The sequence below is a fragment of the Streptomyces sp. NPDC053069 genome, assembly GCF_044546895.1.
In the GTDB taxonomy this organism is placed as follows: Bacteria; Actinomycetota; Actinomycetes; order Streptomycetales; family Streptomycetaceae; genus Streptomyces.
This window is the reverse complement of the sequence record NZ_JBITZN010000026.1, coordinates 17511-38297: the sequence shown is the minus strand read 5'-3', so window position 1 is coordinate 38297 and position 20787 is coordinate 17511. Positions and strand designations below refer to the sequence as shown.

The following is a 20787-nucleotide window of genomic DNA, read 5'->3' as shown; positions in this document are numbered from 1 at the left end:
AAGCGGGGCAGACCGGGACGATGACTCCCGGCGCCGGTCACATCGTGTACCCGGCCACCCGCAGGGCGTGCACGAGGTCCCAGTGCCGCTCGTCGGAGACGGCCTGCGCGGAGCGGAGCAGCAGCGGCACGATCCGGCGTGGATCGGGTGCGGCGCTGCGGGCGGCTTCCTCGGCGGTACGGACGCGCACGCACGCGTCCAGTAAGGCCTCCGCCTCCCACCGGCGCCCTGCCTCCGCCAGCCGCAGCACGGCCGCGCCGATCTGCTCCGGCGGGCGGGCGACGCCCTGCCGCAGCAGTTGCCGAGCGTCTTCGTCCCGGCCGGCGGCGGTCAGCGCGTCGGCGACGGCGACCAGCCGCTCCGCGGGCAGCGAGGCGGCTTCCCACAGCAGCGTCGCCCAGTCGGCACCGAGTCCGGCACGGGCCAGCGCGTCCGCGAGCGCCGGGAACCGGCCGGCGGGCCACTGCGCGGCCTCGGTCAACAGCACATGCGCCTCTCCACTGCGCCCCTCGGCCCGCAGCCGCGCCAGTCCCTCCACGACTCCGGCGACGGCCGCCCCCGCCTCGACGTCCACCACCTCCCCGCCTGCGCCCTCCGCCTCGACGCCCTCGGCACCCCCGGCGAACCGGGCCCCTCGCGGCACCCGACGTACAGGCGCCTCCGGCATCACCGGCAGCGGCACCTGCTGCACGACACCAGGAGCGTCCCCGTCCTCCACCACCCCGGCGAACCGCGCACTGCCGCGCCTGCGTTTACGGGGCTTGGCCGGAGGGGGCGGAGGGACAGCCTCCGGAGCGGACCCTCCGGGGACCGCCGGGGACGGCACGGCCGCTTGCGGGTCCGAATCGGACACGGCGACGTACGGCCCCCGGACAGATCCGCCGACGGCCGGGAAGGGCTGGGCCGCGCGAGGAGGCGCGGCGGCGGCGCTGGACGCGGCGGCATACGAGGTCCGAACGGCAGCGGCTGCGGCATCGGGGGCGGGCAGGGACGGCGGAGCCGGGACGGAAGGCCTCACGGCGGAGCCGGGCGCGGCGACAGGCCCGTACGGAGCACCCACCGAGCCATCGGAGCGCGGGTCCGACGCGGCGGCATCCGCGAGCGGGGAGGGCTGGGCCGGGGCGGGAGGACTGGTGGCGGAGCCGGTGCGGCGGGGGTCCTCGCCGAACGCGGACGCGGCGACGCGACCCGCGGTGCCGGAGACGGGGCCGTCGGGCCTGGGCTCCGAGCCGACCGTGGAACGGGCCGGGAGCTCCACAGAAGCGGACTCGGACGGGCGCCGGGCGGCGTCGCCTTCGGCCTCCCGACCACGCCAGGCAGCGTCCCCCTCAGCCCCCTGACCGCCCCAGGCAGCGCCACCATCAGCCCCCCGACCACGCCAGGCAGCGTCCCCCTCAGCCCCCTGACCGCCCCAGGCGGCATCACCCTCAGCCCCCCGACCGCCCCAGACGGCATCGGCCTCAGCCCTCCCACCACGCCAGACGGCATCCCCCTCAGCCCCCCGACCATCCCAGGCGGCATCACCATCGGCCCCCCGACCACGCCGGGCAGCATCACCCTCAGCCCCCCGACCGTGCCAGACGGCATCGCCATCCGGGTTCGGGGTGCGTGCGGGGGGCTCGGCGGGTGGGTTCCGTGTCGTCGGCGTTCCCCGGTGCGTGGGCTCGGTCCGTGGTGGCGCGGAGTCGGTCGGGCGCCGCACCGCGTGTGCGTTCCTCGGTTCCTGTCGGTCCAACTCCGCCAGGCGGCCACGGAGTTCCGTGCACCTCGCGGTGGCGCGGGCGTGGTCGTCGTGGGCCCAGGCGAGGTCGAGGCGGAGGGAGTCGGCCTCTTCGGCGGAGGACGGTGTGGACAGCAGACGGCTCAGTTCGGCCTGGCGCTCGGCGGCGTAGCGCTGTTCGCGGAGCATGACGTCGAGCCGGTCGAGCAGGGTGTCGCGTGCGCCCGGGTGGGCGTCGTACGCCGCCAGAGCGGCCCGGTGCAGGGCGCGGGCGCGCTCCCGCTCGGCCACCGCCGCGGCGCGGCCGTACGCCGCGGCGAGGTCCTCCAGCAGCGCCTCCACCACGTCCCAGGGCGGCACCTCGCTGCCGTCCAGGCAGGCCCGCATGCCGTCGGGGTCGCGCTGCCAGAAGACCCCGCTCCAGCCCCCGCCCTGGTCCAGGCGCGCCAGCAGACCGTCCAGGTAGCTCGCGAACTCCCGTACTCCACCAGGGAGTCGATCCACCGCCATCGCTCAGCTCCCGCCCGACCGCCGGCACTTCCAACGGGCAGGCAACACCAGTTGTGTTACGGCGCTGCTACGCAGAGTTTTCCGGCAGTGCGCGGACGCCTCATCGCGGCCCCGGGGCCGCTGCGCGGACCGGGCGTCTCACGCGGCCACGAGCAGGCACTGCGCCATCAGCTCGTCCATCGACAGCCCGAGGACTCGGGCGAGCGCGGCCACGGTGAAGAACGCGGGTGTCGGCGCCCGGCCCGTCTCGATCTTGCGGAGCGTCTCGGCGGACACGCCGGCCTGCGCGGCGACCTCGGCCATGCTCCGGCCGCCGCGCGCCTCGCGCAGCAACTGCCCGAGCCGCTCGCCGCGTTCGCGCTCTTCCGGAGTGAGAGGGGTGCGCACCATCCCCCCATTCTAATACCGGCCCCTCGACCGCCACCCCATTAAAATACCGGTATAGTAATTGGCATGGTGGAACTCAAGACGGACGCATCGATCGACGCCATGCACGCGGCGGGCCAGGTCGTCGGACGGGCCCTGACGGCCGTACGGCAGGCCGCGGCCGTCGGTGTCTCGCTGCTGGAGCTGGACGAGGTGGCGCGGGAGGTGCTGCGCGAGGCCGGGGCGTCCTCCCCGTTCCTCGGCTACCGCCCCTCCTTCGCCCCGACCCCGTTCCCGGCCGTGATCTGCGCCTCCGTGAACGACGCGATCGTGCACGGCATCCCCACCCGGTACCGGCTCCGCGACGGCGACCTGCTCTCCGTGGACTGCGGCGCGGAGCTGGACGGCTGGGCCGGCGACTCCGCGGTCAGCTTCACGGTGGGCCGCCCGCGCCCGGCGGACCTCCGCCTGATCCGGACGGCCGAGCGCGCCCTGGCGGCGGGCATCGAGACGGCCGTCGCCGGCCACCGCATCGGCGACATCGCCCACGCCGTCGGCCGGGTCTGCCGTACGGCCGGCTACGGCATTCCGCAGGGCTTCGGCGGCCACGGCGTCGGCCGCCGCATGCACGAGGACCCCGAGGTCCCCAACGAGGGCCGTCCCGGCCGGGGCCTGCCCCTGCGCCCCGGCATGGTCCTCGCCATCGAGCCCATGCTCATCGCGAGCGGCGAGGACGGCTACTACGAGGCACCCGACGGCTGGACCCTGCGCACGACCGACGGCTCCAGAGCCGCCCATGTGGAGCACACGGTGGCGATCACGGAGACCGGTCCCAGGGTTCTCACGGCGAGGTAGGCGCCCCCGAAGGGACACGGGGCCGTGTCGATGTGCGGTTCCGCCGCGGGCCCCAGCACCCGTACACCGCCCGCAGCCACCGTACCGGACCGCGTCCCACCGCCCGTAGGCGAACATGCCTCCGCAAACGGATCGTGTCATCGTGGGCATGAACAGCCCCCCACCCGGTTACCCGGCGGAGCCAGTCGTCAGCGAAGGAAGCGCAACGCCATGACCAACGGCTACCCTCCTGACCCCTTCGGCGAGTTCCTGGCCCGCTTCTTCGGCGGGCCCCCCAGCGGAGCCAAACGCCACATCGACATCGGCCGTCTGCTCAGCCAGCCGGCTCGTGAGCTGGTCAGAGGGGCCGCCCTGTACGCCGCCGAGCACGGCAGCCGGGATCTGGACACCCAGCACCTGCTGCGCGCGGCGGTGGCGGCCGAGCCCACCCGGAGCCTGCTGAGCCGGGCGGGCGCCGACCCGGACTCGCTCGCCACCGAGATCGACGACCGGGCCGGCCCGGTGCAGCACCCGCCGGGCGAGGTGCCGCCGCCCACCTCGCTGTCGCTCACCCCGGCCGTCAAGCGCGCCCTGCTGGACGCGCACGACATGGCGCGGGCGAGCGGCGCCGGGTACATCGGCCCGGAGCACGTGCTGAGCGCGCTGGCAGCCAACCCCGACTCGGCGGCCGGCCACATCCTGCACGCGGCACGCTTCTCGGCCGGCTCCCTGCCGACCGAGGTCCCGGAGAGCACCCCGGCCCGCCCGGAGCGGCCGCGCGCCACCGGCACTCCGACGCTGGACAAGTACGGGCGCGACATGACCGAGCTGGCCCGGCAGGACCGGATCGACCCGGTCATCGGCCGGGAGAACGAGATCGAGCAGACCATCGAGGTGCTGTCGCGGCGCGGCAAGAACAACCCCGTCCTCATCGGGGACGCGGGCGTCGGCAAGACGGCCATCGTGGAGGGGCTCGCCCAGCGCATCGCCGACGGGGACGTGCCGGACGTCCTGGCGGGCCGCCGCGTCGTCGCGCTGGACCTCACCGGGGTCGTGGCCGGCACCCGCTACCGGGGTGACTTCGAGGAGCGCCTGAACACCATCGTGGAGGAGATCCGCGCCCATTCCGACCGGCTGATCGTGTTCATCGACGAGCTGCACACCGTCGTCGGCGCGGGCTCCGGCGGCGAGGGCGGCGCGATGGACGCCGCGAACATCCTCAAGCCCGCCCTCGCCCGGGGCGAGCTGCACATCGTGGGCGCGACCACGCTGGAGGAGTTCCGCCGGATCGAGAAGGACGCGGCGCTGGCCCGCCGGTTCCAGCCGATCCTGGTGCCCGAGCCGACGGTCGAGGACACCGTCGAGATCCTGCGCGGGCTGCGCGACCGGTACGAGGCCCACCACCAGGTCCGCTACAGCGACGAGGCGCTGGCCGCCGCCGTGGAGCTGTCCGACCGGTACCTCACCGACCGGCGGCTGCCCGACAAGGCCATCGACCTGATCGACCAGGCGGGCGCCCGGGTACGGCTCGGCGCGCGGACCAAGGACACGGACGTACGGGCGATGGAGCGCGAGGTCGAGCAGCTGGTCCGGGACAAGGACCAGGCGGTCGCCGACGAGGACTACGACGAGGCCAAGCAGCTGCGCGACCGGATCGGCGAGCTCAAGCAGCGGATCATGGAGGCGAGCGGCGAGGAGAAGGTCGACGAGGGGCTGGACCTGGAGGTGACGGCGGAGGCCATCGCGGAGGTGGTGTCCCGGCAGACCGGCATCCCTGTCAGCCGCCTCACCCAGGAGGAGAAGGAACGGCTGCTCGGCCTGGAGGAGCACCTGCACCAGCGGGTCGTCGGCCAGGAGGAGGCCGTCGGCGTGGTCGCCGAGGCGGTACTGCGCTCCCGCGCCGGGCTCGCGAGCCCCCACCGGCCGATCGGCAGCTTCCTGTTCCTCGGCCCGACCGGCGTCGGCAAGACCGAGCTGGCCCGGGCGCTCGCCGAGGCGCTGTTCAGCAGCGAGGACCGCATGGTCCGCCTCGACATGAGCGAGTACCAGGAGCGGCACACCGTCTCCCGGCTGGTCGGCGCCCCGCCCGGATACGTCGGGCACGAGGAGGCCGGTCAGCTCACCGAGGTGGTGCGCCGGCACCCGTACTCGCTGCTCCTGCTCGACGAGGTGGAGAAGGCCCACCCTGACGTCTTCAACATCCTGCTGCAGGTCCTGGACGACGGCCGGCTGACCGACTCCCAGGGCCGGACGGTGGACTTCACCAACACGGTCATCGTGATGACCAGCAACCTCGGCTCGGAGGCGATCACCCGGCGCGGTGCCGGGATCGGGTTCGGGCCGGGCGGCGCGGAGGCCGACGAGGAGGCGCGGCGCGAGCAGGTCCTGCGCCCGCTGCGCGAGCACTTCCGGCCGGAGTTCCTCAACCGCATCGACGAGATCGTCATCTTCAGGCAGCTGACCGGCGAGCAACTGCGGCAGATCACCGACCTGCTGCTGGAGGGCACCCGGCGGCTGCTGGACGGGCAGGGCATCGGGGTGGAGTTCACGCCCGCCGCCGTCGACTGGCTCGCCGAGCGCGGCTACCAGCCGGAGTACGGCGCCCGCCCGCTGCGCCGCACCATCCAGCGGGAGGTGGACAACCAGCTGTCCCGGCTGCTGCTGAACGGCACGATCTCCAAGGGCAGCCGGGTGACGGTGGACGCGAGGGACGGCCGGCTCGACTTCCGCGCCGAGGAAGCGCCGCCGCCCGCAGCCGAGTTGTGACGCCGGCCGTCCGCCGGTGAGGTCGTCTCGTGGTCCCGGCGCCGGGTCCACGGCCGCGCTACGGCGCCGGACACACCACCATCGCCGAGCCGCCGCCGCGTCGTACCTTCTCTGCGGCGGCCAGCCACCTGCCGTCCGGCAGCCGTTGCACACCGGTGGCCGCGCCGATCTCCGGGTTGAGCTTGAACGAGTGCCCGATGGCTTCCAGCTGCTTGCGCAACTCACTGTTGTACAGGGCCGGTTCGAGCTCGGTCTGGGCGGCGTTGCGCTGACTGGCGCGGGGTGCGGCGATCGCGTCGACCAGCGGCAGATGCCGGTCCAGGAACCCGGTGAGCGTCTGCAGCACGGTGGTGATGATGGTCGCGCCGCCGGGTGAACCGAGGGCCACCACCGGCCGGCCCAGCCGGTCCAGGACGATGGTCGGGGAGATCGACGAGCGGGGCCGCTTGCCCGGACCGGGCAGGTTCGGGTCGTGGACGGCCGGGTTGGCCGGGGTGAAGGAGAAGTCCGTCAGCTCGTTGTTGAGCAGGAAGCCCCGGCCGGGCACGGTGATGCCGCTGCCGCCGGTCTGCTCGATGGTGAGCGTGTAGGCGACGACGTTGCCCCACCTGTCGGCCACGGTCAGATGCGTGGTGTTCTCGCCCTCGTACGTCGTCGGGGCCGCCGTACCACCCTTGTGGCAGGCCGCCGGGTGGCGCGGGTCCCCGGGGGCCAGCGGGCTGGTGAGGACCGCGTCGTCCTTGATCAGGCAGGCGCGCGAGTCGGCGTACTTCTGCGACAGCAGCTGCCGCGTCGGTACGTCCTCGAAGGCCGGGTCGCCGACCCAGCGCCCGCGGTCGGCGAAGGCGATCCGGCCGGCCTCGATGTAGTGGTGCAGGTACTGCACCTCGTTCGCCTTCGAAAGGTCGGTGTTCTCCAGGATGTTGAGGGCCTCACCGACCGTCGTGCCGCCCGAGGAGGAGGGTGCGATGGAGTACACGTCCAGACCGCGGTACGACGTCCTGGTGGGCGCCTGGAACTTGGCGCGGTAGACGGCGAGGTCCTTCTCGGCGAGCTTGCCGGGGCGGGCGTTCCAGCCGGAGGCGGGGTCCACGGGCGGGTGTTCGACCGTGTTGACGATGTCGTCGCCGATGTCCCCGCGGTAGATCGCGTCGATGCCCTTGCGGCCCAGCTCCTCGTAGGTGCGGGCGAGTTCGGGGTTCTTCAGGGTGGACCCGACGACGGGGAGCTTTCCGTCCGGCAGGAACAGCTTCGCGGTGTCCGGGAAGTAGCGGAACCGGGTCTCGTTGGACGCGGTCTGCGAACGGAAGGTGTCGTCCACCGTGAAACCGTCCCGGGCGATCCGCTCGGCCGGCTTCAGGACGGTGCCGAGCCGCTCGCTGCCCCACTCGTCCAGCGCCTGCTGCCAGGTGGCGGGCGTGCCGGGGGTACCGACGCTCAGGCCGCTGCTGACGGCGTCGGCGAACGCGAGCGGCTTGCCGTTCTCCGTGAACAGGTCGGAGTCCGCGCTGAGCGGCGCCGTCTCACGGCCGTCGATGGTGTGCACGGTGCGGGTTTTGGCGTCGTAGTAGACGAAGTAGCCGCCTCCGCCGACGCCCGCCGAGTAGGGCTCGGTGACGCCGAGCGCCGCGGCGGTGGCGACGGCCGCGTCGACCGCGTTGCCGCCGTGTCTGAGCACCTCGATGCCGGCGGCGGACGCGTCCGCGTCCACGCTGGCCACGGCACCGCCGTAGCCGACGGCCACGGGAACCTTGGCGGCCGTACGACTCGTTGCCGGGGCGGGCGGCGCCGCCGCCCCCACCGACACCACGGCGGCCGAGACCGCCAGAACCGCCAGTTTCCGCGTACCTGGGCGACCCATGCGTACCTCCCGTCGGGACAGTCCGCGCAGCGTAACCAGATCGGTCCAGTACCGACAGTACGCGTCCGCGCCCTGCCACACGAACGTCACGCGTCGAACACAAGTACGTTGCCGTCGCCCGCGCCCGCTACCATGCGCGGCCATGAACGACGACGTGCGCAACATCGTCCTGGGCCTGGTGGCGACCGGGATCTCGGCCTCACTGGGCTGGCTCGCCCGGACCTGTCTGTGGCGCCGCAGACTCCGCCGCAAGCAGGCCTTCTTCGGGATGCCGGACCACTCGGAGTCGCTGCTCGTGGTCAACCACACGGCGGGCGGGCCGGAGCTGTCGGTGAAACGCCACGACGTGTTCGCCCTGCTGGAACTCTCCGCCCTCGTCAAGGACTGCAACGCGCACGTCCGGGTCGTGGGGCACGACGACATCCAGCAAGGCTTCGGTGAGCGCACGGAGTTCTGCGTGGGCGGGCCCTACTCGAACCGCCGGACGGAGGCTCACCTGTCCTCACTTCTGCCGGGTGTGTGGATGAACGTGGAGACGGACGCCGGTCCGCAGCTGGGCGCCCTGCGGATCGGCGGGGAGAACTACCGCATGGAGCGCGGCCGGAACGAGTACGTGCTGCTCGCCCGGCTCACCGCGGACGGCCGGGCGGACTCCCGCCCGGTCTTCCTCTTCTGCGGCCAGCGCGCCATCACCAACCAGGCCGCGACCCGGTACCTCGCCCGCCACCACGAGCGGCTGCACCGCAAGTACGGCACCGGTTCGTTCGTCCTGCTGCTGAAGGTGGTCAACTCCCAGGCGTACGGCCCGGATGTGGTGGAGCTGGTGGCGGACGTGACGCGGGCGGCGCGGACGCCCCTGCCGGAACCGGCTGCCGCCGCGGGTGAATGACACCCTCAACAATCTTTACTGGCACGTAACTTACCGACGGGTTACTTGCGGTAAGGAAGAAAGGTTACCGTCGGGTCACTTTGCACTGTTGACGAGTGAAGGAGTGACCCATGGGACATGGTCGCACCACGCTGCGCAGCACCGCCGCCACAGCCGTCTCGGCCGCGCTGATCGCCGGTACCGTCGTCGGCCTGGCGCCCGCCGCTCAGGCCGACGACCCGTCCGTCCGCTTCGTGGACATCACGGGCGACGGCGGCACCCTGCTGAAGGGGAACGTCGTCACACCCGCCGGCGCCGACGGCTCGCGCCGCTACCCGCTTCTCGTGCTGCCCACGAGCTGGTCCTTCCCGCAGGTCGAGTACCTCGCCCAGGCGCAGAAGCTCGCCGACGCCGGCTATGTGGTGCTCACCTACAACGTCCGCGGATTCTGGCAGTCCGGCGGTCAGATAGAAGTGGCCGGTCCGCCGGACGTAGCGGACGCCTCCAAGGTCATCGACTGGGCCCTCGCGAACACGCCGGCCGACCCGCAGCACGTCGGCATGGCCGGAGTGTCCTACGGCGCCGGGATCAGCCTGCTCGCCGCCGCGCACGACAAGCGCATCAAGGCCGTGGCCGCGCTCAGCGGCTGGGCGGACCTGATCGAGTCCATCTACTCGGGCCGCACCCAGCATGTGCAGGCGGCGGCCGTCCTGGACGGCACGGCCACCCTCACCGGCCGCGAGAGCCCCGAACTGAGGAAGATCTTCGACAACCTGTACTCCTCGAACCTGTCGAAGGAACAGGAGATGATCGACTGGGGACGGAAGCGTTCCGTCGCGACCCATGTCGACCAGCTGAACAAGAACGGCGCGGCGGTGATGCTCGCCAACGCCTGGGGCGACACGGTCTTCCCGGTCAACCAGTACGCCGATTTCTACGAGAAGCTGACCGTGCCCAAGCGGCTCGAACTGCGGCCCGGCGACCACGCGACCGCCGAGCTGCCCGGCCTGTTCGGACTGCCCAACGACGTGTGGACGGACACCGGACGCTGGTTCGACCACTACCTCAAGGGAGCCGACAACGGCATCGACCGTGAACAGCCGGTCCGGCTGAAGTCCCGTAGCGCGGGGGAATACGAGGGCTACCCGGACTGGAAGTCGGTCGAGGCGACACGCAGGAAGTTCACGCTCGACGGCTCCAGCACCATCCACGCGAACGTCGACTCCGGCGCGGACGGCGGGATCGTCTTCCTCTCCAGCATCCTCGACCAGATCGCCCAACTGCCGCCGATGGCCTCCATTCCCCTGCTGCCGCGCCGTTGGGCGGCCGTGTGGCAGTCGGAGCGGTACGGCAGCGCCCAGCGGGTGCGCGGCACGGCACGCCTGCACACCACACTGACGCCGACGGCGGAGAGCGGCACCCTCGTCGCCTACCTGTACGACGTGGGGCCGCTCGGCATCGGCAAACTGGTCACGAACGCGCCGTACACCTGGCACGGGCGGACGCCCGGCGAGCCGTTCCACGTCGACCTGGACCTGTTCTCCACCGCCTACGACGTGCCCGCCGGGCACCGCCTGGCGCTGGTGGTCGACACGGTCGACCCGCTGTACATCGAGCACAACCCGTCCGGCGCGCAGCTGACCTTCTCCTCGCCCTCGGACGACCCGTCGTACGTGTCCGTCCCCGTGCGCGAGCAGTGATCTCCGGCTGCCGCCGGACGAGCCTGGCCCGTGTGAACTGCCGCCCCCTGGGGTTTCGCAGCACGCACATCCCGGTGCAGATCGGCGAGCTCACCATCACCACAGGGATGAACGGCACATCCTAGTCGAGGCCGGAGGTGCTGAGCTTCCCCGGTGCCGAAACGATCCACTGGGCGGCGAGGTTGAGGGAAGCTCAGGTCTCGGCGATCTCCGCGTACAGCTGGGACAGCTCGGGGACACCGCTCGCCGCCCAGTCCTGCCCGGCGCCCACCACCTCGATCTCGCGGCCGGAGGCCAGCCGTACGACCGCCTCACCGTCGGGGCGGATCCGCCAGGCGGCGCCGGACACGGTGCGCACCACGACCGTGCCCAGGTACAGCCCCGCGTCATGGCCCAGCCAGGGCAGGGTCTCCGTGTCGTCGCGCCAGCGCGGGACCAGCTGGTCCAGGGCCTCCAGGGAGGCCGGGGTGTCGTCGAGGCGGACACCCGCCCGGGCCGCCTGCGCGCGCAGCAGCTCGCACTCGGAGAGCAGCGCGGCGACCGCCTCGGGGTCGGCAGGGGGTGCCCCCACCCTCGAATCGGCTCGCGCGGGGGCACTCCCCTCGTCACCGTTCTTCTTGCGCCGGTGGCCCAGGAACGGAAGATTCATGGAACCAGCGTGGCATCAGACGTCGAGGTCGACCACCACCGGAGCGTGATCGGAGGCACCCTTGCCCTTGCGCTCCTCGCGGTCGACGTAGGCGTCCTTGACGGCCTTGGCGAACGGTTCGTTGCCGTACACCAGGTCGATGCGCATGCCGCGGTTCTTCGGGAAGCAGAGCTGGCGGTAGTCCCAGTACGTGAACGGGTGGTCGTACTTCAGCGGGCGGGGCACCACGTCGGCCAGGCCCGCCTCGCGCAGGGAGGCCAGGGCGGCGCGCTCGGCGGGGGTGACATGTGTGGAGCCCTCGAAGGCGGCCACGTCGTAGACGTCGTCGTCGGTCGGCGCCACGTTGTAGTCACCCATGACCGCGAAGGGGCGGCTGCCCTGTGCGTCGCCGTACACGGCCGCCTTGAGGGCCTCGAACCACTGGAGCTTGTAGGCGTAGTGCGGGTGCTCGACCTCGCGGCCGTTGGGGACGTACACCGACCAGACGCGGACGGGGCCGCAGGTCGCCGAGATGGCGCGCGGCTCGGTGACGCCGTCGAAGCCGGGATCACCGGGCAGGCCCTTGACCACGTCCTCCATGCCGACGCGGGAGAGCACCGCCACGCCGTTCCACCGGCCGGTCGCGTGGACCGCCGACTCGTAGCCCAGCTCGCGCAGCTCGTCGGACGGGAACTGGTCCTCGGCGACCTTGGCCTCCTGGAGGCAGAGCACGTCGGTGCCGCTGCTCTCCAGCCAGGCCAGCAGCCTCGGAAGGCGGGCGGTGATCGAGTTCACGTTCCAGGTAGCGATGCGCATGCCTCACAACCTACCCGGCGCCTCTGACAACGGACTCAGATCTCGGTGGAGGCCCCCGGCGACAGCCGCTGGTGGTCCGTGCCGCCCAGGGCGCCGATCTGGCGGTCGTAGATCGGGCGGGCGAGATCGGTGAGCAGGGCGTCGTGGACGTCGTAGGCGCGCTGCGGCCGCACCTCGCGGACGTAGTCGATGACCTCGGAGATCTTGTTCCAGGGGGCCATCACCGGGAGCATCAGCGTCTCCACCTGCCGGCCGGGCACGGTGAGGGCGTCGCCGGGGTGGAAGACCCTGCCGTCGTCGATCAGATAGCCGACGTTGGTGATGCGCGGGATGTCCGGGTGGATCACCGCGTGCAGCTCGCCGTGGACCTGCACCTCGAAGCCGGCCGCGGTGAAGGTGTCGCCGTGACCGACGGTGTGCACCCGCCCCGGGAAGGCCGCCGAGATCTGGTCGGCGACGGACTTCAGCGTCCAGATCTCGGCGGCCGGGTTGTTCTCCATGGCGGCGCGCAGCCGGAACTCGTCGAAGTGGTCCGGGTGTTCGTGCGTGACCAGGACGGCGTCCGCGCCGAGCGCGGCGTCCGGTTCGCTGAAGCCGCCCGGATCGATGACAAGCGTCTGCCCGTCCTTCTCCAGGCGGACGCAGGCGTGGGACTTCTTCGTGAGCTTCATGGCTCACCATCCTGCCGAACCCGGCGGCCGGCCGGGCCCGGCGGCGCGCGGCTCACTCTGCGGGCGTGGTCTCCTCCTGGATGACCTGCCGGGCCACCCGGAACGCGCCGGCCGCGGCCGGCACCCCGCAGTACACGGCCGTCTGCAGCAGCACTTCCTTTATCTCGTCCGGGGTGAGCCCGTTGCGCAGGGCCGCCCGGGTGTGGGAGGCCAGCTCCTCCAGATGGCCCCCGGCGACCAGCGCGGACAGCGCGACGCAGCTGCGGGTACGGCGGTCCAGTCCGGGCCGGTCCCAGATCTCGCCCCAGGTGTAGCGGGTGACGAGATCCTCGAAGTCCCCGGAGAACGCGTCGGCCTCGGCCAGCGCCCGGTCCACGTGTGCGTCGCCGAGCACCTCCCGGCGGATCTTGAGCCCGGTCTCGTACCGGTCGGGCCGCGCGGCCGGCTGCGCCGGTGCGGCGGCCGGGGCGATCTCGGCGACCGGCGCGGCCGACGGCGCCACCGCCGGGACCGGGACGGCCGACGCCGCCGGCAGGACCGTCTGGCCGGTCTCGTAGGGCTGCTGCCAGGCGGTGGAGAAGTGGTGCACCAGCAGGTCGGTGACGGCCGCCGGCTGCTCGACCGGGACCAGGTGGGAGGCGCCGGGGACGACCGCGAGCCGGGCATCCGGGATGCCGGCGACCAGCGTGCGGGCCTCGGCGGGCCCGGTGACCTGGTCGTCGGCGCCGACGAGCACGAGCGTCGGCACGCCGACCCGGCCCAGTTCGGCCCGTACGTCGAACACGGCGAGCGCCTCGCAGGCGGCGATGTAGCAGCCCGGGTCGGTGGTGCGGACCATCTGCACCGCCCACTCGGTGATCGCGGGCTGCGCCGCGGCGAACCCGCCGGTGAACCAGCGGTCGGGGGCGGTCCGGGCGACCGGGTCCAGCCCGTTCGTCCGTACGACCACCCCGCGCTGCCGGAACTCGTCGGCGGTCCCGAACCGGGGCGAGGCCGCGACCAGCGCCAGGGAGGCGAGCCGTGCGGGGTGGCGCAGGGCCAGCTCGATGCCGATCGCACCGCCCAGCGCGCAGCCCGCGTAGCCGAACCGCTGCACACCGAGGGCGTCCAGCGTGGCCAGCAGCCGGCCGGCCAGCTCGGCGACGGAACCGGCCGGGTGGGCGGGGGCCCCGCCGTGACCGGGCAGGTCGAACCGCAGGACCCGCCACTGCTTGGTCAGCTCCGGCACCTGGCGGTCCCACATGTGCCATGTGGTACCCAGTGAGGGACCCAAGATCAGGACCGGAGCGTCTTCTGGCCCGTCAAAGCGGTATTGCAGGGTGTTCGGTGGTGTCTCACTCACGCCCCAGACCCTCTCACGTCTCACGGACGCCCCTATAACGGGGGAACACTGGATACCGTCCTGACCAGGTTGAAGACCTCTCGGGCGGCATATCGCTTGAGGCATCGGATGATCTCACGCCGGGTCTTGCCTTCCTGGGTGCGGCGTTCGTAGTACGCCCGGGTGCGCGGGTCGTGGCGCAGGCGGGTGAACACGATGCGGTGCAGGGCGGCGTTGGCCTGACGGTCGCCGCCGTAGTTGAGCCGGCGCGTGCTCCGCCGGCCGGAGGAGTACTCGATGGGGCTGACTCCGCAAAGGGCAGCAAAGGACGCCTCGGTGTTCAGTCGCTCGGGGTTGTCTCCCATGGTGATCAGGAGAGTGACGGCGCTGTCCGGACCGATGCCCACCGGTACGAGCAGCCGTGGGGCATGGTGTTCGACGAGCCGGGTCAGTCGCTGGTTCAGCTCATTGATCTGCCCGTTGAGCTGTTCGATGCGCTCGGCGAGCATGCGCAACGTCAGGTGGGTGGCCTGGACCACCGCGTCCTCTTCTCTCCCGCCATCGGGTGGGCTGAGGGTCGCGCAGGTGCGGAACAGCTCGGCGTTGCCCAGGCTCGACAACCGTTCCCGCAGGGCGGGGTCGGCGATCACTAGGACGGCCTTGAGCTGGTTGATCGCCTGGGTACGGGCCTTGACCGCGGAGTCCTTGGCGAGTTTGTAGATCCGGGCGCTGTGCACGGGTCCGTCGCCGGATTTGGCCTGGGCCCGGGTGCGACCGCTGAGCACGGCTCGCGCGGCGGCCTGCGCATCGAGCGGGTCCGACTTGCCGAGCAGACGGCGGGCCGAGCGGTCGGGCCGGTTCACTTCGAACACCTGGATCTGCTGGGTCAGCAGGTAGCGGGACAGGCCCGCGCCGAAGGTACCGGTGCCCTCCACGCCGGCCCGGCGCACCGTACCCCGCTTGCGGGCCCACACGAGCAGCCGACGGTAGCCGGCCGCCGTCGCCGGAAAGGACTCGGTGCCCAGAACCTTCCCCAGCGAGGACACCACGGCGGCGACATGGACCTCGCCGTGCGTGTCCACGCCCAGGACGACCTCGCCCCGAACAGGAGGATCCGCGCTGGAGGAGGTGCTGTGCTGTCTGGTCGTCATGGTGTTTGGCCTCCCGCGTGGTGACCGGCTGGGCGGATGGCACCGGCCCGCTCGGGCGGTCTGAACCGTGATGGCGCCTGGAACTCGGCAAGGCCCCTATTGGGACACGCCCTGTGGCTCGGTGACAGCAGAACCCATCCCGCGACGACGGTCGACAAGTCTGTGACTGGACACTTCGGTCAAAGATCTCAAGAGTCAGACCCCCGTCCGGGACGGCATCGCGCAACCATCCCATCCATCCCGGCGCATCGGCACCCACCGACCACAGCCGGATGGCTTCGCCCGAACCAATGCCCAACCTGGCCGGAGCAGGCTGAGAATGAGTTGGCTCCCCGCCCCCTCGCGACCGGCAATGACAGACAGCCGTCTGGGCCGCCTTACGGTCGCCCTCCATCAGCCATCGCACGAACGGCTTCGAGCCCTCATTCTGGTGCACGGTTGTCCGCAAGTCATGGAGCGGGCTGCCAAAGAGACGGCCTAGCAACTCGGCAAGAGCACCGGCGAGTGCTTCGGAACTCGGCCTACTCGAGTAACGGAGAACCAGCAGCACCGCACGAAGGGGCGCCCGCGTGGAAGGCATGGCGCATGTGGGCGCTGCCGGACCCGATGCTCGCGGCCCCCGTCTCCGACCCGGCGCCGCCCGATGGGTGGGCCGCCGAGGAGAAGTGGGACGGTTCTCCAGACACCTCGTGATGTCTCATTCGCGTTGGCACCGTTCAGCTGGGTCACGACTGGTCCTTCGTGCGTGCGGCTGAGGCTTGCCGGGTGTCTGCGCCGGCGCTGACGTGCCGCTGGGTCTCCTGGGGGCCGTGCCAGTCCAGGCAGACGGCGGTGGCATCGTCTTCGAGCCGGCCGTCGGCGGCGTCCCGGACCGCGGACGTCAGCGCCAGCACGGTCTCCCTCGGGTGCAGATTCCGGGTGCGCGCCAGCAGGGCGGGCAGATCGACCTTCTCTCCGTGACGTTCGAGCATGCCGTCGGTGAACATGAGCAGACGGTCACCGGGCCGCAGGTCGAGGTCCTGCGCACGGTACGGGTGGGGAGTCAGCTCAGACAGCCCGAAGGGATGGTCCACCTCGCAGGTGATCGTCTCCACAGCCCCGTTGCGCATGCGCAGTGGCCAGGGATGACCGGCGTTGACGAGTTGGGCCCGCCCGGTATGGAGATTGATGCGCAGGAGCTGCCCGGTGGCATGACCGTGGCCGTGTTCGATCAGTGCCTGGTCTGCCCGGTGGGCCTGTTCGGCCAGGCCGGTGCCCGCCCGGCGGGCCCCGCGCAGGGCGCCCACCAGGACCGTGGCGGCCAGGGCGGAATCCATGTCGTGGCCCATGGGATCGGTCACCGACACGTGCAAGGTGTCGCGGTCCACGGTGTAGTCGAAGGTGTCGCCGCTGAGGTCCTCGGAGGGCTCCAGGTTCCCGCACAGGGTGAACTGTGCGGCCTCGCACGACAGCGACAGGGGCAGCAGCTGGTACTGGATTTCAGCTGCCAGGGTGGGGGGCTTGGAGCGTTTGCCCCAGGTGTAGAGATCGGTGAAGTGGCCGTTGGCGATCACGATGTAGGCCAGGATGTGGGCGGCTTCCCCGACTGCGTCGAGCACGTCCTCGCCAGGGCCGGTCGGCAGGAGCAGTTCCAGCAGCCCGATCGCATCCCCGCGGTTGGTGACGGGCACGATCACCCGCTGTCCCTCGCCGGTCGCGTCCTGATACAGGCGCTGGGTACGGATCACCTCCTCGTAGACGCTGCCGAACAGGGGAATCCGCTCGGCCTGCCGCCCACCCCGAGTGGGAGCGGTGGACAGCCGAGCCACCGCCTTCCCCGTCAGGTCCACGATGAGGAAAGAGACCTTCGTGGCCTCGAAACGCCGCCGCAGGTCCTCCGCGATCACGTCGACGGCGTCCGCCGGCGCCGCTGTCTCCGCTGCCGTCAGCAATCGGGTGAGCCCACTCTGTCGACCACTCACGACCGCAGTCCCTTCCACAGCCCCCCCACCAGCTTGGTAATCGCCGCAGTGAGCGTCAATCCGTGAACAGTCACGCTCCGGCATCCGCCCGCGGACGCGGCCGCCACGGCTGCTCTGTACAAAAGCGGCTCGACGGGCCCATGTCTTATAAGACACACCAGAGTCTGGCTAACGATGGCTGGCGAGCGCTGCTCTCTCTGGATGCCGGGCGTTTGGTGTTGCGCTCTCGCAGGGGCAGGAACCTCGCACCCTCCTTCCCCGAGGTTCGTTCCGGGCACGGTCCAGCTGCCCGACGCGACGGCCCTGGACGGCGAGCTGGTCGTAAGACTCGCCTTCGAGCGACTCCGGGGTCGCCTCCAGCGGCGCGGTGCCGGCGCTGCCCGGCTCGCCGAGCAGTGGCCCGCCCACTTCGTCGCCTTCGACTTGTTGCGCCTGGCGGGCACCGACACGACCAGGTGGCCGTACGCGGGCGCCGCAGGGCTGCTCTGGAACGCCTCTTTGCCGAACAGAACCTCACCGCGCCGTGGGCACTGTGCCCGTCGTTCCCGCTGACCTGGGGATTCACGAAACTGCGGACAGAGCCCTGAAAACGGCCAGGGCTACTTGTCGCCCCACTTGGTCCGGCGTTCAACGGAGTGGGGAGTTTCAGCGAGCGTCGCGCGCGCTGCCGACCACGCGGCCGTTACGTTGGCGGCCACCGGTCCCGGCTGACGTGGACCCGCAACGCAGCCGGCCCGCAATCCCGCAGTTCAGGGGCGGCCACTCCGCCGACCTGACCGCCGAATACCGAGCCGGGTCCCATGGCCGGCCGCTTCACCGTGCCGTCGGGCCCGTTCCGCGGGGAATTCCTCGATACCGATGACCCGCAGCAGTTCCAGCCGCTCGCGAGCCTCGGCGACGCCGAGCGCGGCGCCGTAGTCGGCGAGCAGAAGACGGATGCCGCACCGGCCGCTCCCAGGAAGGCGCTGTGCACGGTGGCCAGCGGGGAGTCGGGCGGTGCGTCCAGGTCCACCCGCTTCTCAAGGACGGGAGCGCCTCCGTTCAGTACCTGGACCAGGGGCGAGTGGGTCGCCTCCCCGACCGGGGGCAGATGACCGCGCCAGTCCTCCTGCCAGGCTTCACGGCTCTCCGGGCCGGTCACGGCAACTCGGTGCACCTGACGGGATCCGACCCGCAGGTCCACCGCGGCCCAGTCGGCGAGGCGGGGAGCAAGGCCGCGGCTCAACCGGGCGAGGGCCTCGTCCACCTCCAGGGTCTGACCGAGCACCTCGGTGATCTCCGCGACGAGTGTCAACCGCTCGGCGAGACTCTCCAGAGCGCTCGCACGAGCGGCTCGTTCCGCCTGTTCCATCCGTTCTGACTGCCCCGCACGTTCCGCGCGTTCCCTACCGGCACGGCGGTCCGCCGCGGTCTCGACGATCAGCACGACCAGGCCACGCAGACGCCGGAGACGTCGTCCGCCAGGGGTGGCCGACGAGGAGATCGGGACCAGCCGTCCGTCACCACGCAGGCATCTGTCGTCGTCCCCGCGTGCCGAACGCCTCTCGGCCAGTGCCCACAGCAGCGGGCAGCGCTCCCGCGGGACGAGGGCACCTCCCGGGTCGCGATGGCACAGGGTCTTGCGTGGAACTCGCCGTCACCACCCGCCACACCAACGGCGGGGCCATGGGCGCCATCGTGGGGCGCCACCACTGCGGTCCCGTCAGCGGCTCCCCCGGCTCGTTGGCTGAACCGGAGGAGCCTGAGTCGAGCCAGCCCCATGGATACGCTGCTGAACGCGGCCCACCTCCGGGTCCCCCTCCCGAGTCCCCCACCCACACCCGAATGCCTGCCGCGATGTGCGACAGGCGCTCAATCGAAGCCGCGACCGGTCGTGCGCAGGACGCCGGGAGGAGGGGATGCTCTGGGACGCCGCGATCAAGACGTCTTCTTCCGGCTGCGGTTGATGCACTCCGAACGCACGGCCGTCCGCGCCCCCACCGGAGACCCTCGAACCGACTCTGAAGACGGTCAGCCGAGCCAGGACGACACCCGGCCTCGTGATCCTGCCCCGGTATCTGATGGTCGAACAGTCCTCCGCCCGGATCAGGCGCGCCGGCAGCCACCCGCGACCATGGACGGCACATCCCGCGATCCGAGCGGTACTGGTCGTCGCAGGGCAGGGCCCACCGTCATGGCCGAGTTGAACCCCGAGTGAGCTCCGCTCCACCGGCCGCTGCGCGCCGTGGAACGGGATGCACGAAAACGGCAACCTGGGGTAATGGTCGAACTGTCGTCCTCGCAATTCCATACGGCACCGGCGACCCGGACGGGAAACCCGAGGTCTGGGATGTGATCATGATGGAAGACTCTCTGAACGGCACCCCCGATGCGACTCGAGGGGCACTTGGTTCCGGCACGGACACCGCTCCTGAACAAGATCAGCGAGTTGCAGACGGAAATCAGTCAGCTGCAGGAGGCCGTCGTCTCCACCCCGTGGTAGACCAAGCGATCGGTGTGGTCATCACCCTCGGTGGCCTGCGTCCCGAGCAGGGCTTCCAAGTGCTACGAGAGGTCTCACAGCACACCAATACGAAACTGCGGCAGGTCTCCGAACTGATCGTGGAGTGGGTACACAGCGAACATCTGCCCGACGAGATCCGCACCTCCCTGGACAAGGCACTGGCCACCGCACGGTCCATCTGAACGCAGAACAGCTCTGCCGCCCGCGTTCTGAGCCGGACGGCAAGGCGGGCGGACGAGTTGAATGCCAGCTCACTTCCGAACCCGCACGCGACGCGACCTCCGCTCAACGTGTCCCCGAACCCATCTGACCAAAACGTCGCACGCCAGACTCTCCGGCGGTCGCTGATCACGCACGCTACGAAGCGCCGGGGCCAAACCGGAACGCAGCTCGGGACAACGTCGTAGCCGGTCCGTTCTCGTCTGCGTCATGCGCTGAGCGAGAAGCCGTATGTACGCGGGCCGGTGCCTTCCGAGGCCGCGTACCGGCACCGAGCGGCAGGCCGGCGCGGGTCGAACAGCCGCTCAGTACGGCTGGGACCTGTGCGCTGGAGATCCTCCAGGGCGTCCGGGATGACGGTGCGTCGGTGTCATGCCAGCCGGCTGCCCACCACGTCGACGGTTTCGCGCAGGGCCGCGAGCTGGCTGCGGGCGAATCCGGCGATGGGCCGGGCGTGATGCGTCGAGATCGCTCCCAGCAAGGCACCACGCTCGTCGAGCAGCGGGACGCAGTGGCAAGCGCGGCTGCCGACGTGCAGGATCACGTGCCGGGAACATCGGCGAGCCGCACATGGCCCATGGCGGTCTCGGTGATCTCCCGTACGCGGCGCAGCCCCGCGCCGAGGACCGCGCCCTGCGGAGCCGTCGGGCTTGTGCTGCCGGACAGGCGGAGCCCCGGAAGCCGGGGAGCGCCGGCCCGGGCGCGGGGGGAAACCAGCCGCCGGTCCGCTCATCCGGCCCGGCGATGCGGTTGACCGCGTCCGCAAGACGCCTGGCCGGACGGACTCGGACGGGTGCTGACGTGAGTGTCGATCTCCTGGCCCACGGGTGGCCGCCTCGCTCTCCTCGCTGCTCGGCAGGCCGCCCGTACATGATCCGGTCTCTTGCGTTGT

General features: G+C 71.4%; 16 protein-coding genes. 5 read left to right on the top strand and 11 right to left on the bottom strand.

What is annotated here, in order from left to right; genetic code table 11:
- Positions 1 to 37 precede the first annotated feature (37 nt).
- Together ACIGXP_RS38935 and ACIGXP_RS38930 are read right to left on the bottom strand one after the other, a co-directional pair.
- Entirely contained in the window at positions 38 to 2230 is a 2193-nt protein-coding gene (locus tag ACIGXP_RS38935; protein ID WP_399776627.1) for a hypothetical protein, read from the bottom strand.
- A gap of 138 nt (positions 2231 to 2368) precedes the next feature.
- Positions 2369 to 2620, bottom strand: a complete 252-nt coding sequence (locus ACIGXP_RS38930) for a helix-turn-helix transcriptional regulator (protein ID WP_363217035.1) — start codon at positions 2618 to 2620, stop codon at positions 2369 to 2371.
- A gap of 63 nt (positions 2621 to 2683) precedes the next feature.
- Between ACIGXP_RS38930 and map the strand changes: the two genes are divergently transcribed.
- A complete protein-coding gene (gene map, locus ACIGXP_RS38925; protein WP_399776624.1) occupies positions 2684 to 3451 on the top strand; it encodes a type I methionyl aminopeptidase in 768 nt (255 codons plus the stop codon).
- Positions 3452 to 3661: 210 nt separating this feature from the next.
- Positions 3662 to 6196 carry an ATP-dependent Clp protease ATP-binding subunit gene (locus tag ACIGXP_RS38920; protein WP_399776623.1) on the top strand — a complete coding sequence of 845 codons (2535 nt, stop codon included), beginning with the start codon at positions 3662 to 3664 and terminating at the stop codon, positions 6194 to 6196.
- Positions 6197 to 6254: 58 nt separating this feature from the next.
- On the opposite strand, the gene ggt is transcribed toward ACIGXP_RS38920, so the two are convergent.
- On the bottom strand, positions 6255 to 8057 hold the full coding sequence (ggt, locus tag ACIGXP_RS38915; RefSeq protein WP_399776620.1) for a gamma-glutamyltransferase: 1803 nt from the start codon (positions 8055 to 8057) through the stop codon (positions 6255 to 6257).
- A 142-nt stretch (positions 8058 to 8199) separates the two neighbouring features.
- Between ggt and ACIGXP_RS38910 the strand changes: the two genes are divergently transcribed.
- Positions 8200 to 8946, top strand: coding sequence for a hypothetical protein (locus tag ACIGXP_RS38910; RefSeq protein ID WP_399776618.1), 747 nt, complete (start codon positions 8200 to 8202; stop codon positions 8944 to 8946).
- Positions 8947 to 9056: 110 nt separating this feature from the next.
- Positions 9057 to 10625, top strand: coding sequence for a CocE/NonD family hydrolase (locus tag ACIGXP_RS38905; RefSeq protein WP_399776616.1), 1569 nt, complete (start codon positions 9057 to 9059; stop codon positions 10623 to 10625).
- Between the two features lie 193 nt (positions 10626 to 10818).
- Here ACIGXP_RS38905 and ACIGXP_RS38900 read toward each other — a convergent pair whose 3' ends face one another.
- From ACIGXP_RS38900 to ACIGXP_RS38870, 7 genes are all read right to left on the bottom strand, one after another.
- Positions 10819 to 11274: a DUF6278 family protein gene (locus tag ACIGXP_RS38900; RefSeq protein WP_399776614.1), complete on the bottom strand. Its 456-nt coding sequence runs from the start codon at positions 11272 to 11274 to the stop codon at positions 10819 to 10821.
- Positions 11275 to 11289: 15 nt separating this feature from the next.
- Positions 11290 to 12069 carry an exodeoxyribonuclease III gene (locus tag ACIGXP_RS38895; protein WP_363216561.1) on the bottom strand — a complete coding sequence of 260 codons (780 nt, stop codon included), beginning with the start codon at positions 12067 to 12069 and terminating at the stop codon, positions 11290 to 11292.
- A 35-nt stretch (positions 12070 to 12104) separates the two neighbouring features.
- On the bottom strand, positions 12105 to 12740 hold the full coding sequence (locus ACIGXP_RS38890; RefSeq protein WP_363216562.1) for an MBL fold metallo-hydrolase: 636 nt from the start codon (positions 12738 to 12740) through the stop codon (positions 12105 to 12107).
- A 52-nt stretch (positions 12741 to 12792) separates the two neighbouring features.
- Positions 12793 to 14082, bottom strand: coding sequence for an alpha/beta fold hydrolase (locus ACIGXP_RS38885; RefSeq protein WP_399776610.1), 1290 nt, complete (start codon positions 14080 to 14082; stop codon positions 12793 to 12795).
- 32 nt (positions 14083 to 14114) lie between these two features.
- A complete protein-coding gene (locus ACIGXP_RS38880) occupies positions 14115 to 15212 on the bottom strand; it encodes an IS110 family transposase (RefSeq protein ID WP_399776606.1) in 1098 nt (365 codons plus the stop codon).
- 725 nt (positions 15213 to 15937) lie between these two features.
- Positions 15938 to 17173, bottom strand: a complete 1236-nt coding sequence (locus ACIGXP_RS38875; protein WP_351803785.1) for a PP2C family protein-serine/threonine phosphatase — start codon at positions 17171 to 17173, stop codon at positions 15938 to 15940.
- A 682-nt stretch (positions 17174 to 17855) separates the two neighbouring features.
- Positions 17856 to 18524 (bottom strand): hypothetical protein, encoded by a 669-nt coding sequence (locus ACIGXP_RS38870; protein ID WP_399776604.1) that lies wholly within the window; start codon positions 18522 to 18524, stop codon positions 17856 to 17858.
- 1124 nt (positions 18525 to 19648) lie between these two features.
- On the opposite strand from ACIGXP_RS38870, the gene ACIGXP_RS38865 reads away from it, so the two are divergent.
- Positions 19649 to 19858: an ANTAR domain-containing protein gene (locus ACIGXP_RS38865; protein WP_399776601.1), complete on the top strand. Its 210-nt coding sequence runs from the start codon at positions 19649 to 19651 to the stop codon at positions 19856 to 19858.
- A 407-nt stretch (positions 19859 to 20265) separates the two neighbouring features.
- Here ACIGXP_RS38865 and ACIGXP_RS38860 read toward each other — a convergent pair whose 3' ends face one another.
- The gene (locus tag ACIGXP_RS38860; RefSeq protein ID WP_399776599.1) at positions 20266 to 20628 is read right to left on the bottom strand and encodes a GAF domain-containing protein; all 363 of its coding nucleotides are present in this window, start codon (positions 20626 to 20628) and stop codon (positions 20266 to 20268) included.
- Between the last annotated feature and the right edge of the window lie 159 nt (positions 20629 to 20787).

Coding starts and splice junctions, on each gene's coding strand:
- ACIGXP_RS38935 (WP_399776627.1), bottom strand. CDS start 2,230: ATGGCGGTGGATCGACTCCCTGGTGGAGTACGGGAGTTCGCGAGCTAC.
- ACIGXP_RS38930 (WP_363217035.1), bottom strand. CDS start 2,620: ATGGTGCGCACCCCTCTCACTCCGGAAGAGCGCGAACGCGGCGAGCGG.
- map (WP_399776624.1), top strand. CDS start 2,684: ATGGTGGAACTCAAGACGGACGCATCGATCGACGCCATGCACGCGGCG.
- ACIGXP_RS38920 (WP_399776623.1), top strand. CDS start 3,662: ATGACCAACGGCTACCCTCCTGACCCCTTCGGCGAGTTCCTGGCCCGC.
- ggt (WP_399776620.1), bottom strand. CDS start 8,057: ATGGGTCGCCCAGGTACGCGGAAACTGGCGGTTCTGGCGGTCTCGGCC.
- ACIGXP_RS38910 (WP_399776618.1), top strand. CDS start 8,200: ATGAACGACGACGTGCGCAACATCGTCCTGGGCCTGGTGGCGACCGGG.
- ACIGXP_RS38905 (WP_399776616.1), top strand. CDS start 9,057: ATGGGACATGGTCGCACCACGCTGCGCAGCACCGCCGCCACAGCCGTC.
- ACIGXP_RS38900 (WP_399776614.1), bottom strand. CDS start 11,274: ATGAATCTTCCGTTCCTGGGCCACCGGCGCAAGAAGAACGGTGACGAG.
- ACIGXP_RS38895 (WP_363216561.1), bottom strand. CDS start 12,069: ATGCGCATCGCTACCTGGAACGTGAACTCGATCACCGCCCGCCTTCCG.
- ACIGXP_RS38890 (WP_363216562.1), bottom strand. CDS start 12,740: ATGAAGCTCACGAAGAAGTCCCACGCCTGCGTCCGCCTGGAGAAGGAC.
- ACIGXP_RS38880 (WP_399776606.1), bottom strand. CDS start 15,212: ATGACGACCAGACAGCACAGCACCTCCTCCAGCGCGGATCCTCCTGTT.
- ACIGXP_RS38870 (WP_399776604.1), bottom strand. CDS start 18,524: ATGGAACAGGCGGAACGAGCCGCTCGTGCGAGCGCTCTGGAGAGTCTC.
- ACIGXP_RS38860 (WP_399776599.1), bottom strand. CDS start 20,628: ATGAGCGGACCGGCGGCTGGTTTCCCCCCGCGCCCGGGCCGGCGCTCC.